At 66.6% G+C, this 16529-nt stretch carries 11 protein-coding genes; 1 reads left to right on the top strand and 10 read right to left on the bottom strand.

Annotated features, from left to right (window positions below):
• Nucleotides 1-185: 185 nt before the first annotated feature.
• Genes Q0Q02_RS02820 through xdhA form a run of 7 tightly spaced genes read right to left on the bottom strand, consistent with a single transcriptional unit; the run spans nucleotide 186 to nucleotide 9517 of the window.
• On the bottom strand, nucleotides 186-1265 hold the full coding sequence (locus tag Q0Q02_RS02820) for a BMP family ABC transporter substrate-binding protein (RefSeq protein WP_293806689.1): 1080 nt from the start codon (nucleotides 1263-1265) through the stop codon (nucleotides 186-188).
• A 32-nt stretch (nucleotides 1266-1297) separates the two neighbouring features.
• Nucleotides 1298-2221, bottom strand: coding sequence for an ABC transporter permease (locus tag Q0Q02_RS02815; RefSeq protein ID WP_293806688.1), 924 nt, complete (start codon nucleotides 2219-2221; stop codon nucleotides 1298-1300).
• The gene (locus tag Q0Q02_RS02810; RefSeq protein ID WP_293806687.1) at nucleotides 2218-3282 is read right to left on the bottom strand and encodes an ABC transporter permease; all 1065 of its coding nucleotides are present in this window, start codon (nucleotides 3280-3282) and stop codon (nucleotides 2218-2220) included. Before Q0Q02_RS02810 ends, Q0Q02_RS02815 begins: the two co-directional genes overlap by 4 nt.
• Complete coding sequence (locus tag Q0Q02_RS02805; protein WP_293806685.1) at nucleotides 3275-4819, bottom strand: ABC transporter ATP-binding protein; 1545 nt, start codon at nucleotides 4817-4819, stop codon at nucleotides 3275-3277. The genes Q0Q02_RS02810 and Q0Q02_RS02805 overlap by 8 nt, the downstream gene beginning before the upstream one ends.
• Nucleotides 4803-5645 carry a xanthine dehydrogenase accessory protein XdhC gene (xdhC, locus tag Q0Q02_RS02800; protein ID WP_293806683.1) on the bottom strand — a complete coding sequence of 281 codons (843 nt, stop codon included), beginning with the start codon at nucleotides 5643-5645 and terminating at the stop codon, nucleotides 4803-4805. The genes Q0Q02_RS02805 and xdhC overlap by 17 nt, the downstream gene beginning before the upstream one ends.
• A gap of 46 nt (nucleotides 5646-5691) precedes the next feature.
• On the bottom strand, nucleotides 5692-8034 hold the full coding sequence (gene xdhB / locus Q0Q02_RS02795) for a xanthine dehydrogenase molybdopterin binding subunit (protein WP_293806681.1): 2343 nt from the start codon (nucleotides 8032-8034) through the stop codon (nucleotides 5692-5694).
• Nucleotides 8027-9517, bottom strand: coding sequence for a xanthine dehydrogenase small subunit (gene xdhA / locus Q0Q02_RS02790; RefSeq protein ID WP_293806679.1), 1491 nt, complete (start codon nucleotides 9515-9517; stop codon nucleotides 8027-8029). Before xdhA ends, xdhB begins: the two co-directional genes overlap by 8 nt.
• 120 nt (nucleotides 9518-9637) lie before the next feature.
• Between xdhA and guaD the strand changes: the two genes are divergently transcribed.
• Nucleotides 9638-10939 (top strand): guanine deaminase, encoded by a 1302-nt coding sequence (gene guaD, locus Q0Q02_RS02785; RefSeq protein ID WP_293806973.1) that lies wholly within the window; start codon nucleotides 9638-9640, stop codon nucleotides 10937-10939.
• Between the two features lie 132 nt (nucleotides 10940-11071).
• Here the strand turns inward: guaD and Q0Q02_RS02780 are convergent, their stop codons facing one another.
• The 3 genes from Q0Q02_RS02780 to Q0Q02_RS02770 form a co-directional block, all read right to left on the bottom strand.
• Nucleotides 11072-11929, bottom strand: a complete 858-nt coding sequence (locus Q0Q02_RS02780) for a D-amino-acid transaminase (protein ID WP_293806677.1) — start codon at nucleotides 11927-11929, stop codon at nucleotides 11072-11074.
• A 277-nt stretch (nucleotides 11930-12206) separates the two neighbouring features.
• The gene (locus Q0Q02_RS02775) at nucleotides 12207-13805 is read right to left on the bottom strand and encodes a peptide ABC transporter substrate-binding protein (protein ID WP_293806675.1); all 1599 of its coding nucleotides are present in this window, start codon (nucleotides 13803-13805) and stop codon (nucleotides 12207-12209) included.
• Nucleotides 13806-13948: 143 nt separating this feature from the next.
• The gene (locus tag Q0Q02_RS02770; RefSeq protein WP_293806673.1) at nucleotides 13949-16249 is read right to left on the bottom strand and encodes an NADP-dependent malic enzyme; all 2301 of its coding nucleotides are present in this window, start codon (nucleotides 16247-16249) and stop codon (nucleotides 13949-13951) included.
• Nucleotides 16250-16529: the final 280 nt, after the last annotated feature.

Genomic DNA, 16529 nt, shown 5'->3' with positions numbered 1-16529 from the left:
AAGACGATGCCCGCGGCGGTGGATACGCACAGGAAACGGCTTCGTTCCGTCCGTTTCGGGGCAGGAGCAAGCCCATTTAGAGCCAGAACGGGCTTTGGCGGCCGGATTGACCATTCGTCAGGCGCCGGAGCCGGCGAATCGCTGCGGCGGCGGTGCGAGCCGCTGCCGCAGTGAAGGTGTCAGGCTCAGGCCTGGATGCCGTCGACGTACCAGTCCATCTTCGAGAGCATCTCGTCGCTGGCCGTCTCGCCGGCCTTGAGGCGAACCTCGCCCTTCTGGTCCTTCAGTTCGCCGGTGAAGGGGTGGAGCGTGCCGGCCGTGATGCCCTTGATCACCTCGTCGGCGGCCGCGCGGGCTGCGGGCGTGACAGCGTCGTTATAGGGCGCGATCCTGACCATGCCGGCCTTGAGGCCGCCCCAGACGTCGCCGGTCTTCCAGGTGCCGTCCATGACGTCCTTGACGCGCTTGATGTAGTAGCCCGACCAGTCGTCGACGATGGCGGTGAGATGGGCCTTCGGCGCGAAGGCCTTCATGTCGGAGGCCTGGCCGAAGGCGAAGACGCCGCGCTGCTCTGCCGCCTGGAGCGGGGCGGCGGAATCGGTGTGCTGGGTGATCATGTCGGCGCCCTGGTCGATCAGCGCCTTGGCGGCGTCGGCTTCCTTGGCGGGGTCGTACCAGGTCGAGGCCCAGACGACCTTGGTCTTGAAGTTCGGGTTCACCTTGCGGGCGGCGAGGTGGAAGGCGTTGATGCCCATCACCACTTCCGGGATCGGGAAGGAGGCGACATAGCCCGCCTGGCCGGACTTCGACATGTGGCCGGCGATGGTGCCGAGCACCGCGCGGCCCTCGTAGAAGCGCGCATTGTAGGTGGCGACGTTCTCGGCGCGCATATAGCCGGTCGCGTGTTCGAAATGCAGCTTCGGGAACTGCTTGGCGACCTGGATCGTCGGGTTCATGAAGCCGAAGGAGGTTGCGAAGATCAGCTGGTTGCCGGCCTGGGCGAGCTGGCGGATGGCGCGGGCGGCGTCCGGCCCTTCCGCGACGTTCTCGATGAAGCTGGTCTTGATCTTCGCGCCGTATTCCTTCTCCAGCGCGAGCCGGCCCTGGTCATGCGTCCAGGTATAGCCGTGATCGCCGATCGGGCCGACATAGACGAAGCCGACGCCGAGCGGCGCCTGCGCCGAGGCGCCGCGGCCGAGGATCGGCAGGGTGGAGGCGGCGGCCGCGCCGAAGGTCAGCCGGCGGCGGGTGATGATGCTGGTCATATCCTAAAAACTCCCCGTTGTGAGTTGCGGCGTCACGACGCCGAGAAGGGTTTGCCGAGGCAGGCGGGCGCGTCGAGCCGGCCGGTCTTTCGTCCTAGCGACATCATGGTCAGAACTGCAATCGTCGCAAGGTAGGGGGCCATCGCCAGCACCTCTGGCGCGAGCCAGGTGACGCCGGCTGCCTTGAGCTGCAATTCCAGCGTCATCACGGCGCCGAAGAGATAGGCCCCGAGCAGCAGGCGCCCCGGCTTCCAGGCCGAGAACACGACGAGGGCGAGCGCGATCCAGCCGCGGCCGGCGGTCAGGCGGTCCGCCCACATCGGCGTCAGCGCCAGCGAGAAATAGGCGCCGCCGAGCCCGGCCAGCGCGCCACCGAAGGCGACGGCGGCATAGCGGATGGCAACGACCGGATAGCCGATGGCATGGGCCGAGGCATCGTTCTCGCCGACGGCGCGCAGGATCAGCCCCGGCCGCGTCCGGCGCAGGAACCAGCTGACACCTGCAACGAGCGCGAGCGAGAGATAGACGAGGATGTCGTGACCGAAGATCACCCGCAGCAGCGGGTGCTCGGAGAGCGCCGCCGGGAATACTGGCTGCAGCCGCGTCACGGTGCGCCCGACGAAGCCGGCGCCAATCAGCGAGGAGGCGCCGATGCCGAAGATCGTCAGCGCCAACCCCGTCGCGACCTGATTGGCCATCAGCGAGAGCGCGAGCACGGCGAAGATCATCGAAGCTGCGATTCCGGCCAGCATCGCCGCGATGAGGCCGACGCCGGTGCTGCCGGTCGAGAAGGCGACGGCGAAGCCCGCGACCGCGCCGCAGAGCATCATGCCCTCGACGCCGAGATTGAGCACGCCAGCCCTCTCTGCGACGAGCTCGCCCAGGGAAGCCAGCAACAACGGCGTCGAAGCCGCGATCAGCGTCATCAGGATGGAGACGAGCATGGCAGAGGTCATGCCGCCCTCCGCTTCAAGACGAGCCGCCACCTCACCAGCACGTCGGTCGCCAGCAGCATGAACAGCAGCGTCGCCTGGAACAGCCCGGTCGCGGCCTGCGGCAGCCGGACGGTCGATTGGGCGATCTCGCCGCCGACATAGGTTCCCGCCAGCACGATGCCGCCGAAGACGATGCCAAGCGGGTTCAGCCGGCCGAGAAAGGCGACGATGATCGCGGTGAAGCCGTAGCCGACCGGGAATTGCGGCGTGAGCTGTCCGAACGGGCCGGCCGCCTCGAACAGCCCGGCAAGCCCGGCGAGCGCGCCGCTGACCAGCATCGTCGCCCAGGTGGTGCGCGCGGCGCTGAACCCGCCATGGCGCGCTGCGGCCGGCGCGAGGCCGACGACCTTGATCGCATAGCCCGCCGTCGTCTTCTCCATCAGCAGCCAGGCGATGACCGCAAGCACGAGCGCGGCGGGAATGCCGAGATGGACGAGCGTCCCTTCGAGTACGGTCGGCAGCGTCTGGTCGGCGGTGAACATCCGTGTCTGTGGGAAGTTGAAGCCGCCCGGATCCTTCCATGGGCCGCGCACCAGGAAATACAGGACCTGCACCGCGACATAGGTCAGCATCAGGCTGGTCAGGATTTCGCTGACCTGCAATTTGACGCGCAGGAAGGCGGGGATCGCGGCCCAGGCCATGCCGCCGAGGATGCCGGCCAGGACCATGGCGGGCAGGATCCACCATCCCGTCATGTCGTAGGTCAGGAGCGCGACGCCGGTGCCGGCGATCGCGCCCATGATGTACTGCCCTTCGGCGCCGATATTCCAGACATTGGCCCGGAAACCGACGGCAAGGCCGAGCGCGATCATGACGAGTGGGGCGCCCTTGACCCCGATATCGCCCCAGCGCTGCGGCTCCAGGAAGGGCGTCAGGAAGATGCTCTCGACGGCGTGGAAGCCGTCATAGCCCATGGCGGTGAAGACGATCATGCCGATGAGCATGGTGAGCCCGATCGCGATCAGCGGGCTCGAGAGCAGCATCAGCGTGCTGGGTTCGCGGCGGCGGCGCCATTCAAGCATGGGCCGCCTCCGCGCCGTGGACACCGCCCATCATCAGGCCGATCTCGTCGATGCCGAGGCTGGCAACCGGGCGCGGCGCCGATAACCGCCCTTCGTTAATGACGCAGAGCCGGTCGGCAAGCTCGAGCAATTCGTCGAGATCCTGCGAGATCACGACCACCGCCGAGCCCTTGGCGGCGAGGTCAACGAGCTCCTGCCGGATCGCCGCCGCGGCGCCGGCATCGACGCCCCAGGTCGGTTGGGAGACGACGAGCACGGCCGGTTGCTGGCCGATCTCACGGCCCATGATGAATTTCTGCAGATTGCCGCCCGAGAGCGAGCGCGCGAGCGCGGCATTGCCGGTGGTGCGGACGTCGAAGAGCTTGATGACACCATCGGCGAAGCGCTTCACGCTGCCGCGGCTGATAAAGCCATGCGGCGCCAGCGGCAGGCGGTGGCGCGCCGTCAGGATGCCGTTGTCGGCGAGCGAGAAATCCGGCACGGCGGCATGCCCGTTGCGCTCCTCGGGTACGCAGGCGAGGCCGAGCGCCCGGCGGGCGCCTGCGCCTTCCAGGCCGACCGCCTTGCCGTCGAGTTTGATCGCCTCGGCGCCGGCGGCGAGCTGCTCGCCCGAGAGCGCGGTCAGGAGTTCGGCCTGCCCGTTGCCGGCGACACCGGCGATGCCGAGGATCTCGCCAGCTCGCGCCTCGAAGGAAACGCTCTCCAGATCGGTGCCGAAGGGCGGTTCGCCGGGGAGCGACAGGCCTTTGACCTCCAGCCGGACAGCACCAGTACTCGCCGTTTTGCCGTGCTCGATCTTGCGCAACTCGGCGCCGATCATCAGCTCGGCCATCCGCTTGGTCGTCTCGACCCGGGGATCGCAGGTCGCGACGACGCGGCCGCCGCGCAGGATGGTGGCACTGTCGCAGAGCGCTTTGATCTCGTGGAGCTTGTGCGAGATGTAGAGGATCGAGCAGCCGTCAGTCGCGATCTGGCGCAGCGTCGCGAACAGGCGTTCGACCTCCTGCGGCGTCAGTACGGAGGTTGGCTCGTCCATGATCAGGAGCTTCGGCTTCTGCAGCAGGCAGCGCACGATCTCGATGCGCTGCCGCTCGCCGACCGAGAGCGTATGCACCTCCCGTTCGGGATCGAGCGGCAGCGAATAGGATTGCAGGATGGCGGCGACTTGGCTCTTCAGCTCCTCGCGATCGACAGCCTCGTCGAGCCCGAGCGCGATGTTTTCGATCACCGTCATCGCGTCGAACAGCGAGAAATGCTGGAAGACCATGCCGATGCCGAGCCTGCGCGCGGCCTTGGGCGAGGGGACCGCGACCGCCTCGCCATTCCAGTGAATGGTGCCTTCGTCGGCCTGCTGCACGCCGTAGATGATCTTGACCAGCGTCGACTTGCCGGCGCCGTTCTCGCCAAGCAGAGCGTGAATCTCGCCGGGTTTGACGCTCAGGCTGATGTCGTCATTGGCTTTGACGCCGGGAAAGCTCTTCGAGATATGGGCGAGCGCCAGCCGCGGCGGCACTTCCTGCTCACGCGGCTGATTCATGTCGCGAACGTCTCCCTTTCGCCGGCTCCCGGCGGCCAAGCAAGCAACGCACCAGCTCGGCTGCCGTCAAGGCCGCGATCACCTCCGGGCGCTTGTCGTCCACATCCGAACCGCCGATCGGGCAGGTCAAACGCGTGAGCGCCTCGCGCCGCCCGCCGCTGCGCAGGAAGCTCGCCTCGAAACGGGCACGCTTGGTGGCCGAGCCGATCATGCCGATATAGGCGGCATCGCCGCGGGCCAGCGCCGCCTCCGCCAGTCGGTAGTCGAGGGCGTGGCTGTGCGAGAGCACAACGAAGGCGGCTCTTGCAGGCGCGTTCGCGACCGCATCGACGGGGTCGGCCATGCGGATGCAGGTCATGGTCGCTGGCAGCCCGCTCATGACATCGTCGCGGTCGTCGATCAGCGAGACGGAGAAGGGCAGTGGGGCGAGTGCATGGGCCAGTGCCCGGCCGGTATGGCCGGCGCCGAAGATCAGGACCGGTGGCCGCGCCGCGGCTTCCGCCTTCTCGCGGGCGCTGAACAGGGCGATCTCGGCCGCGCCGGCATGGCGCAGCGAGACACGCACCCGCCCGCCGCAGCACTGGCCCATCTGCGGGCCGAGCGGAATGTCGAGCAGCTGGTCCTCGGCGCCCTCGCTGAGCATGTGCCGGGCGATGTCGATGCAGTGGAATTCGAGCTGCCCGCCGCCGATGGTTCCCGCGATGGCATTCGGGCTGACCGCCATGCAGGCGCCGGCCTCGCGCGGCGTCGAGCCTTCTGCGGCTTCAATGCGGACGAGAACGATGCCGTCGCGTTGAAGGGCGGTGAGGAAGGCGGCGAGGATCATAGCGCCCTCCCGCGCCTGTTTCGGTGAAGGGTGTGGCGAAGCCTTCTCACCGCCCCATCTCCGCCCTGACCCGCTCGACCGCGTCCAGCACGCGCTCCGGCGTCGCCGGCGCATCGAGGCGTGGGCAGATGCGATGATCGCCGACGCTCGCCACCGCATCCGACAACGCGTGGAGCACTGAGATCGCGAGCATCAAGGGCGGCTCGCCCACCGCCTTGGAACGGTGGATCGTCGGCTCGCGGTTCGGCGCATTTTCCAGCAGGTACACGTTGAAGATGCGCGGCCGGTCGGAGGCGACGGGGATCTTGTAGGTCGAGGGCGCGTGGGTCCAGAGACGCCCCTTCCTGTCCCAGACCAGCTCTTCGGTCGTCAGCCAGCCCATGCCCTGCACGAAGCCGCCTTCGATCTGGCCCTTGTCGATCGCCGGGTTCAGCGACTGCCCGCAATCGTGGAGGATATCGACACGCTCGACCTTGTACTCGCCGGTCAGCGTATCGATCGCGACCTCTGCCGCCGCCGCACCATAGGCGAAATAATAGAACGGATGGCCGCGCCCGGCCTTGCGGTCCCAGTGAATTTTCGGCGTCGTATAGAAGCCGGTCGCCGAAAGCTGGATGCGGGCCATATAGGCTGCTGCGATCAACTCCTTGAAGGCGATCTCGCGAGCGCCGACCTTCACGCGTCCGGGCAGAAAGGTGATATCCTCCGCCTCGACCTGCCAATGTTTCGCGGCGAATTCGGTCAATCGCTTCGTGATCGTCTCGCAGGCATCGAGCGCCGCCATGCCGTTGAGATCGGAGCCGGAGGAGGCGGCGGTCGCCGAGGTGTTCGGCACCTTGCCGGTGGTCGTCGCGGTGATCTTGACCTGATCGAGCCCGATCCCGAAGGCATGGGCCACCACTTGCGCGACCTTGATGTAGAGCCCTTGCCCCATCTCGGTGCCGCCATGGTTCAGCGCGACCGTGCCGTCGGTATAGACATGCACCAGCGCACCCGCCTGATTGAACCATGTCGCGGTGAAGGAGATGCCGAACTTCACCGGCGTCAGTGCGATGCCGCGCTTGACGATCGGACTCCCCTTGTTGGCCTCGCGGATCGCCGCCTTGCGCGCCTGGTAGTCTGAGCGCCGCTCCAGCTCGGCGATGACGTCGGCCGCGATATTGTCCTCGACCGTCTGGTGATAGGGCGTGACGTCTCGGCCGGCGCCGCCATAGAGATTGCGTCGCCGCACCTCCAACGGGTCGAGCCCGGTCGCATAGGCGACCTCCTCGATGAAGCGCTCGGCCCCGACCATGCCTTGCGGCCCGCCGAAGCCGCGGAAGGCGGTGTTGGAGCAGGTATTGGTGAAGAGCGGCTCCGAGCGGGCGCGCACCGCCGGGTAGAAATAGCAATTGTCCATGTGGAACAGCGCGCGGTCCGTCACCGGCCCCGACAGATCGGCATTCCAACCGCAGCGCGCCGCATAGACCGCATCGAGCGCATGGATGCGGCCTTCGTCATCGAAGCCGATCTCGTAATCGCAGACGAAATCGTGGCGTTTTCCGGTGATCGCCATGTCGTCGTCGCGATCGGGCCTGAGCTTGACCGGCCGCTTCAGCTTGCGGGCTGCGATGGCCGCCACGCAGGCGAAGAGATTGGCCTGTGTCTCCTTGCCGCCGAAGCCGCCGCCCATGCGCCGGACTTCGACCGTGACCGCATGCGAGCCGACGCCGAGCACGGCCGCGACCATGTGCTGGACCTCGCTCGGGTGCTGGGTCGAGATCAGCACGGCCATGTCCTCGTCCTCGCCGGGGATTGCGAGCGCGATCTGGCTTTCGAGGTAGAAATGCTCTTGGCCCCCGATCGCCATCGAGCCTTTCAGCCGGCGCGGGCTCGCTGCCAATGTCGCCGCGACATCGCCGCGCTCCAGCTTGAGCGGCGCAGTGACCAGCTTGCCGCCGGCCTTGCGGGCGGCGGCGATGTCGATCAGCGGCGATTCTTCAAGATATTCGGCCTTAGCCAGCGCCGCGGCATGGCGCGCCTGCTCGCGCGTTTCGGCCACCACCGCAAACAGCGGCTGGCCGTGGAACAGGATGGCATCGGTCGCGAAGACCGGCTCGTCATGCAGATGCGTCGAGGAGATGTCGTTGGCGCCGGGGATATCCGCCGCCGTCAACAGGGCGACGACGCCCGGCGCGGCGCGGACCGCCGCGAGATCGAGCGACATCAGCTTGCCATGGGCGATTTGGCTCGTGCCGAGATAGGCGTGCAGCAGGCCTTCGGGCGCGGCGATGTCGTCGATATAGAGCGCCTCGCCTGCGACATGCTTGGGCGCGGAATCGTGGATGCGGGAGCTGCCGACCGGGCCGCTCTCCAGACCGATATCGAGCTTGCGACGTGCATCAGCCATGGCCGGCCTCCGCCAGCAGGCCGGCGACCCGCGTTTCCGTCGCGCCTTGCGTCGTCTCGATCAGGAAGCGCCGCAGCAGGTTGCCGGCGATCTTGAGCCGATAATGCGCCGAGGCGCGCATGTCGTCGAGCGGCGTGAAATCCTGCGGGAGGGCTGCAATCGCGGCCGTGACGGCCGTCTCGTTCCATATCTGGCCGACGAGGGCAGCTTCAGCCGCTGCTGCACGCTTGGGAATGCCGGCCATGCCGCCATAGGCGAGGCGGGCTTCGCTGATGCGCCCTTCGCTCCCGAGTGTCAGTCGGAAGGCACCGCAGACGGCGGAAATGTCTTCATCAAAGCGCTTCGAGACCTTGGAAGCGTGGAACAGCATGCTGCCAGCCAGCTTCGGCACCAGCACGGCCTCGACGAATTCGCCGTGGCGCCGGTCCTGCTTGCGGTATTCGATGAAGAAGCTTTCGAGCGGGATCGAGCGGCGCTCGATTGCGGTCTCGGAGCGCCGAGCCAGCACCAGCGTCGCATCGAGCGCGATCAGCGCCGGTGGCAGATCGCCGATCGGCGAGCCATTGGCTATGTTGCCGCCGATCGTGCCGGCATTGCGCACCTGCTCACCGCCGAAACGGCGCATCAGTTCGTCGAGCTGCGGCGAAAGAGCGGCCAGAGCGTTACGGACATCGATATGGCAGGCCATAGCGCCGACGCGCAGATGATCGCCATCGTCGCTAATGGTCCGCAGGGCTTCGATCCGCCCGAGATAGATCACCGGATCGAGCCGCTTCATTGCCTTGGTGACCCAGAGCCCAACGTCGGTTGCGCCAGCGACGAGTGTCGCTTGAGGGTGCGCAGCGACGAGCCCCGCCAGCGCTTCGGTGGTCGCGGGAGCGTAGAAACGCCCGCCTTCGCCTTGCAGGGCGAGCGTCTCGGTATCGTTCAGCGCTGCAAGCCGCGCCGCTACGGCCTCGCGCTCCCGCAGGAAGGGATCAGCCTCGCGCGGCGCGATCGCGTCCATGCGGCGGCCTGCGGCGATGATCGGCTCATAGCCGGTGCAGCGGCAGAGATTGCCAGCGAGTGCATCTTCGATGCGGCCGACGCTTGGCTCCGCCTCGTTCAGCCGGAGCGCCAGCAGCGACATCACGAAGCCCGGCGTGCAGAAGCCGCATTGCGCGCCGTGGCACTCGACCATCGCCTGCTGGACCGGATGCAGACTGCCATCCGCGCCCTTCAAATGCTCGACGGTGAGGAGCTGGCAGCCGTCCAGCGTCGGCAGGAAGCGGATGCAGGCGTTGATCGCTTCGTATCGCAGATTGCCACGGTCGAGCCGTCCGACGACGATCGTGCAGGCGCCGCAATCGCCTTCGGCGCAGCCTTCCTTGGTGCCGGTCATGCGCTGGTCGAGGCGCAACCAGTCGAGCACGGTGAGCGTCGGATCGCAGCGGTCGATCTCGACCAGCCTGTCGCCGAGCAGGAAGCGCAAGCTTTCACGCATCCTGCCCGCTCCATTCGCAAAGCCAAATCATGCCTGCAGATTAGGCATGATCCGCGCTTGGCCGGAAGCTTCGATTTGGTGCAGATGTGATGTGGAATTGTGCCGGAGCTGCCCGCCGTGATCGCATCCACCTCCTTGCGCGCTTTGCGTGGCCGCCTGCTCTGGTTCGTCGATGACCCGCAGAGCGCCGGCGAGACGGCGCATCGCTATGTCGCGGACGGTTTGCTCGTCATCGAGAACGGGCTGGTCAAGGCGGCGGGCGAGGCGGGGGAACTGCTGCGAATGCTGCCGGCCGAGGCGGAGATCGTCGATCACCGCCCGCATCTGATCATGCCGGGCTTCATCGACGCCCATATCCACATGCCGCAGACGCAGGTCATCGCTTCCTACGGTGCTCAGCTCATGGAGTGGCTGAACAAATATACTTTCGTCGAGGAGCAGAAGCTGGCGCAGCAGGGCCATGCCGAGAAGCTCTCGCGCTTTTTCCTTGATGAATTGCTGGCCAACGGCACCACCACGGCGGCGGTCTATGCTTCAGTCCATCCGCAATCGGCCGAGGCCTTCTTCACGGAATCGCAGCGCCGCAACACCCGCATGATCGCCGGCAAGGTGATGATGGATCGCAACGCGCCGGAAGCGCTGACCGACACCGCCGAGAGCAGCTATCGCGACACCAAAGCGCTGATCGCGCGCTGGCACGGCAAGGGCCGGCAGCTCTATGCGATCACGCCGCGCTTCGCGATCACCTCGACGCCGGAGCAGATGGCCGCAGCGGGCAAGCTGGCGGCCGAGCATCCCGACTGCCATGTCCAGACCCATATCGACGAGAACTGCGCCGAGATCGCCTTCGCCCGCGAGCTTTTCCCGGAAGCGACCGATTATGCGGACATCTATCGCCGCTACGGCCTGCTCGGCCCGAAAAGCCTGATGGGTCACTGCATCCACATGACCCATAACGAATGGCAGGCCTTTGCGGAGACAGAGGCGGTCGCGGTGTTCTGCCCGACCTCGAACCTGTTCCTCGGTTCAGGCCTCTTCGACTGGGCTCATGCAAGGCAGCGCGGCGTGAAGGTCGCCGTCGCCACCGATATCGGCGGCGGCACATCCTATTCGATGCTCAGGACCATGGCCGAGGCTTACAAGGTGCTGCAGCTTCAAGGGCAAAGCCTGTCGGCTTTGGAAGCCCTGCACGCGGTCACGCGCGGCAATGCGGTGGCGCTCGGTCTGGATCATCTCATCGGCTCGTTCGAGCTCGGCCGCGAGGCCGATGTCGTCGTGCTCGACACGAGTGCGACGCGGGCGATGGCGCACCGCATGGAGACGGCGCGCGATCTGGTGGAGGAGCTGTTCGTCCTCGTCACGCTCGGCGACGAGCGCAATGTCGCCGCGACCTATGTGATGGGGGAGCGGGTGGTCCTGTAGCGCCCTCTCCATCACCTGGAGTCATCCCGGGCGCAGCGAAGCGGAGACCCGGGATCCATTCCGGAACGGTTCAGGCATGGATCCCGGATCGGCGCGGCTGCGCCGCTTGTCCGGGATGACCCGCGTTGAGGCTCAGCCCAGCACGCCGCCCTTGCGGGCGTAGTCGATATAGATCTCGCGCAGGCGCAGCGCGGTCGGGCCAGGGGCGCCGTTATGGATCGTGTGGCCGTCGATCGTGGTCACCGGCATCACGAGGCTGGTCGCGGAGGTGATGAAGGCCTCCTCGGCGTCGAGCGCCTCTGCCAGCGTGAACTCGCGTTCCTCGAAGCTGAAGCCGGATTCCGCGAGATAGGCCAGAACGGCCTTGCGGGTGATGCCCGGCAGCACCTTGTTCGAGAGCGGGCGCGAGATCAGCGTCTTGCCCTTGACGATCCAGGCGGTGGAGGAGGCGCCCTCCGTCACCACACCGTCCTCGGTGAGCCAGGCCTCCTGCGCGCCGCTTTCCAGCGCGAACTGCTTGGCGAGCACGGGGGCGAGCAGGTTGACGCTCTTGATGTCGCGGCGGGCCCAGCGCAGGTCCGGGGTCGAGACGACCTTGATGCCGGTCTTCGCCGTCGGCGCATTCACGAAGTTGCGGGCCTGGGTGAACATCACCAGCGTGGGCGCGACATCCTTCGGGAAGGGGAAGTCGCGGTCGGAAGCGCCGCGCGAGACCTGCAGGTAGATGCCGCCCTCGTCGAGATTGTTGCGCTTGATCAGCTCCTGATGGATCGCGACGAGCTCGGCCTTGGACCAGGGGAGGCCGAGGCGGATTTCCCCGCAGGAGCGCTCGAGGCGAGCCAGATGCGCCTCGCAATCGACGAGCTTGCCGCCGATCACTGCCGAAACTTCGTAGATGCCGTCGCCGAAGATGAAGCCGCGGTCGAAAACGGAAATCTTGGCCTCTTCCTCGGGAAGATAGGCGCCATTGACGTAGACGATGCGGCTCATCGATGCGGACTCGCTGATTGGAAGGGAACGCCGGCCCTTCCTAGCGAAGCTTGGCGCCGGTTGCGAGCCTCAAGGCGGGGAAACAGCCCGGCGTCTGGCGCAGGGCCGGTTGTCGAGCCGACACGACGGCTTTCAATGGAAACACGCGGGTCATCCCGGGCGACCGGAGGGAGACCCGGGATCCATGCCGGAAGCTTGTTCGATAGAGGTCCAGGCATGGATCCCGGATCTGCGCTACGCTCCGTCCGGGATGATTCTGGAAGAGCGGCCCAGAAAACTACGCCTTCAAGCTTAGGAACCGTGTCGGGATCGCGCCGCGCAGGTTCGGCTCGAAGCCGGCGAGCTTGGGCGAGACCAGGTTCTTGGTCGAGTAGTGCAGCACCGGAATCCAGGGCTCCTCGCGGATGACGATGCTGTCGGCCTCGCGCAAGATCGCGGCACGCCGGGCGATGTCGAGTTCCTCGGTCGCGAGCTTCATCAGCGCGTCGAATTGCGGGTTCCGGTACTTGCCGATGTTGAAGCCGGCATTGTCGCTCTCGAACAGGAAGAGGAAGTTCTGCGGGTCGGAATAATCGCCGATCCAGCCATAGCGGGCGACGTCGAAATCGCCGCCATCGCGCAGATAGGCGAAATGCGTGCGGAAATCGGCCTCGACGAAGCGGGTCTCGACGCCGATGGCGCGCCACTGCTCGGCGATCGCCTCCGCCGTGTGGCGGTTGTTGTCGGTGGTGTTGAAGCGGAATTCGACCTGGAGCGGCACGCTGCCGAACCCGGCCGAGGCGAGCAGCCGTTTCGCCTCGTCCTCGCGCTCCAGCACGGAGGCATGGCGGAAATCGAGCTCGGCGCGCTCGCCGTAATTGCCGATACGCGGCGGTATCACACCATAGGCCGGCAGCATCGTGCCGCCCCAGACCCGGTCGGCGATGAACTCGCGGTCGATCTGCAACGAGAGTGCCCGCCTGACGCGCTCGTCGTCGAAGGGCGGCTTGGCGCTGTTGATGATCAGGAAATAGGTCGCGAGATAGGGGCCGATCCGGACCTGCTCTCCGAGCTTGTCCTTCAGGCTCTTGAATTGGTCGGCCGGTATGTCGGTGGTGAGATGCAGTTCGCCAATCTGGAAGCGCCGCGCCGCCGCCGCGAGGTCCGAGGCCGGGTAGAAGATCACGGTATCGATCTTCACCTCGCTGGCTGCGTGGAAGTGCGGGTTGCGGTCGAGCCGGATATGCGAGTTCGGCGCCAGCTCCTTGAGCATGTAGGGGCCGTTGGTGACCCAGTTCTCAGGTTTCGCGGGCTCCTGTGCTGCCTTGGCTACGCTGGCCGCATGCACGGGCAGGGCGCTCTGGTGGGTCAGGAGTTCGAGCAGATAGGGCGTCGGCTGCTCCAGCGCGATCTCCAGCGTGCTCTCGTCGGGAGCGGTGACGCCGAGCGCTTCGAGCGAGGTGCCGGCGGTCGCCTTGTGGATCGCCGCGGCATTGCGGATCGGAAAGAGCAGGTTGGCGTATTTCGCGCCGGTTTCCGGGTTGATGATGCGCCGGAAGGAATAGACGAAGTCCGAGGCCCTGACCGGATCGCCATTCGACCATTTTGCGTTGCCGCGCAGCTTGAAGCGCCAGCTCCTGCCGTCCGGACTCATCGTCCAGCTTTCGGCGACGCCGGGCACGACCTCGCCCTTCATATTGTGGATGACGAGGCCCTCGCGCAGGTCGCGCAGCAGATGCGCTTCCGCGACGGTGGAGGTCTTGTGTGGATCGAGCGTTTCGGGATCGCCGTCATTGCCGCGATGGAAGACGATCCGGCCCTGGGAGCCTGCGGTGCGGGTCGCGGCCAGGATGGCGGCGAACGCCAAGGGCGCGTGACGGCGCGTGACGTCGAGCATGGCAACCTCCCTCGAAGCGGGCGTCGTTGCGAGCGATGCCCGACTTCAGGGAAGTAGACCCTGTCGGATCGAGTCTGCCAAGCGCGAAAACGACGGCCGGGCCGTGGTTTTCGCGCTTTGGTTGTCAGGAGCTGGCTACAGGCTCAGCGCCCGGCCGCAGCGGCTGCGCTCTCCTGCGCCTCGACCACGGCGACAGCGGTCATGTTGACCACGCCGCGCGCCGTCACCGAGCCGGTGAGGATATGCGCGGGCTTGGCCGTGCCGATCAGGATCGGCCCGACCGGCAGCGCGTCGGCCATCACCTTGGCGAACTGGTAGGAGATGTTGGCGGCGTCGAGATTGGGGAAGATCAGGACGTTCGCCATCCCTTTCAGCGTCGAGGAGGGCAGGACGCGCTCCCGGATCAGCGGCACGAGGGCGGTATCGACCTCCATCTCGCCGTCGCATTCGAGATGCGGCGCCCGCTCGCGGATCAGCTTCAGCGCCTTGCGCATCTTGAGCGAGGAGGGCGTGTCGGCTGCGCCGAAATCGGAATGCGACAAGAGCGCGATCTTCGGATCGATGCCGAAGCGTTGGACATGGTCGGCGGCGAGCACGGTCATGTCGGCGATCTCCTCCGCCGTCGGATCGTGCTTCACATGGGTGTCCAACAGGAAGAAGGCGCCCTTGTTGGTGATGATCAGGGTCATCGCCGCGAGATCGCAGACGCCCGGCGCCATGCCGATGATGTCCTTGATATGCCGCAGCCGCGACATGAACCGGCCTTCGAGACCCGAGATCATGGCGTCCGCCTCGCCGCGTGCCACGGCAAGCGCCGCGATCACGGTGTTGTTGGTGCGCACCAGCGCGCGCGCCGCCTCGGGCGTGATGCCGCGCCGACCGGCGATGTCGAGATAGGTCTGGACATAGTCGCGATAGCGCGGGTCGTCCTCGGGATTCACCACCTCGAAATCGACGCCGGGCTTCAGCGACAGGCCGAAACGCTGGATGCGCGTCTCGATCACGCTCGGGCGGCCGATCAGGATCGGAACCGCAAGCCCTTCCTCCAGCGCGACCTGGGCGGCGCGCAGCACGCGCTCGTCCTCGCCCTCGGCATAGATCACGCGTTTGGGATCGGCCTTGGCCTTCTGGAAGAGCGGCTTCATCAGGAAGCCGGAGCGGAAGACGAAGCGCGAGAGCTGCTCGCGATAGGCCTCGACGTCGACCAGCGGCTTGCGGGCGACGCCGGTCGCCATCGCAGCCTCCGCGACGGCCGGCGCGATGCGCATGATCAGGCGCGGATCGAATGGGTTCGGGATCAGCGAGGTCGCGCCGAAGGTCGAGGCCTCGCCGCCATAGGCGCGCGCCGCGATGTCGGAGGTCGCTTCGCGGGCGAGCGCGGCGATGGCGCGCACGGCGGCGAGCTTCATCGCCTCGTTGATCGTGGTCGCCTGCACGTCGAGCGCGCCGCGGAAGATATAGGGGAAGCAGAGGACGTTGTTGACCTGGTTCGGATAGTCCGAGCGGCCGGTGCAGATCATCGCGTCGGGGCGAACGCTGAGCGCGTCCTCCGGCGTGATCTCGGGATTGGGGTTGGCGAGCGCCAGGATCAGCGGCTTCGGTGCCATCTGCTTGGCCATCTCGGGCTTGAGCACGCCGGCGGCGGACAGGCCGAGGAAGATGTCGGCGCCGCCGATGACGTCATTGAGCGTCCGGGCGTCGGTCTCCTGCGCGTAGACCTCCTTCCAGCGGTCCATCAGCGTGTTGCGGCCCTTGTAGACCACGCCGTCGATATCGGTGACCCAGATGTTCTTGCGCTGCGCGCCGAGCTCGACCAGCAGGTTGGTGCAGGCGAGCGCGGCGGCGCCCGCGCCGGAGACGACGATCTTGACGTCGGCGATCTTCTTGCCCGCGAGGTCGAGCCCGTTCAGGACGGCGGCCGAGACGATGATCGCCGTGCCGTGCTGGTCGTCATGGAAGACCGGGATGTTCATCCGGGCCTTGAGCTGCTCCTCGATCTCGAAGCATTCCGGCCCCTTGATATCCTCGAGATTGATGCCGCCGAAGGTCGGCTCCAGCGCTGCGACGACCTCGACGAATTTCTCGATGTTCTTCTGCTCGACCTCGATGTCGAAGCAGTCGATGCCGGCGAATTTCTTGAAGAGGACCGCCTTGCCCTCCATCACCGGCTTGGAAGCGAGCGGGCCGATATCGCCGAGGCCGAGCACGGCCGTGCCGTTGGTGATGACGGCGACGAGGTTCTGGCGGGAGGTGAGTTCGGCCGCCTCGGAGGGATCGTCGACGATCGCCTCGCAGGCGGCGGCGACGCCAGGCGAATAGGCGAGCGCGAGGTCGCGCTGGTTGCCGAGCGGCTTGGTCGCCTGGATCTCGAGCTTACCGGGGCGGGGCTGGCGGTGATAGACGAGCGCGCCCGAGCGCAGATCGTTCGAGAGAGTGCTTTTCATCGCGCGCCTTCATCCCCGCAGTCGGAATGTTGCTGGTCGCGCGAAAGCCCCCATGCCGTCAAGCCATCGGCACCGCTAGCAGTTTCGCCGGGGCGGAAAGGATGGCTCAGGCGCGAACTTGAATCAATTTGGCAAGATGCTGAATCGGCATGCGAGAAGTCGCACGCAAGCGCCGGAAACGATTCGACAAATCCCCGGCGCCGGGGAAGCCGAGTTGAATATGTGAGCCCTCATCCTGAGGAGCGCCGCAGGCGCGTCTCGAAGGATGTTCCGGTGGACT

This window comes from uncultured Allobosea sp. (assembly GCF_945956895.1).
In the GTDB taxonomy this organism is placed as follows: Bacteria; Pseudomonadota; Alphaproteobacteria; order Rhizobiales; family Beijerinckiaceae; genus Allobosea.
Note: the sequence above shows the minus strand (reverse complement) of the source record. Positions and strands in the feature narration are given on the sequence as shown.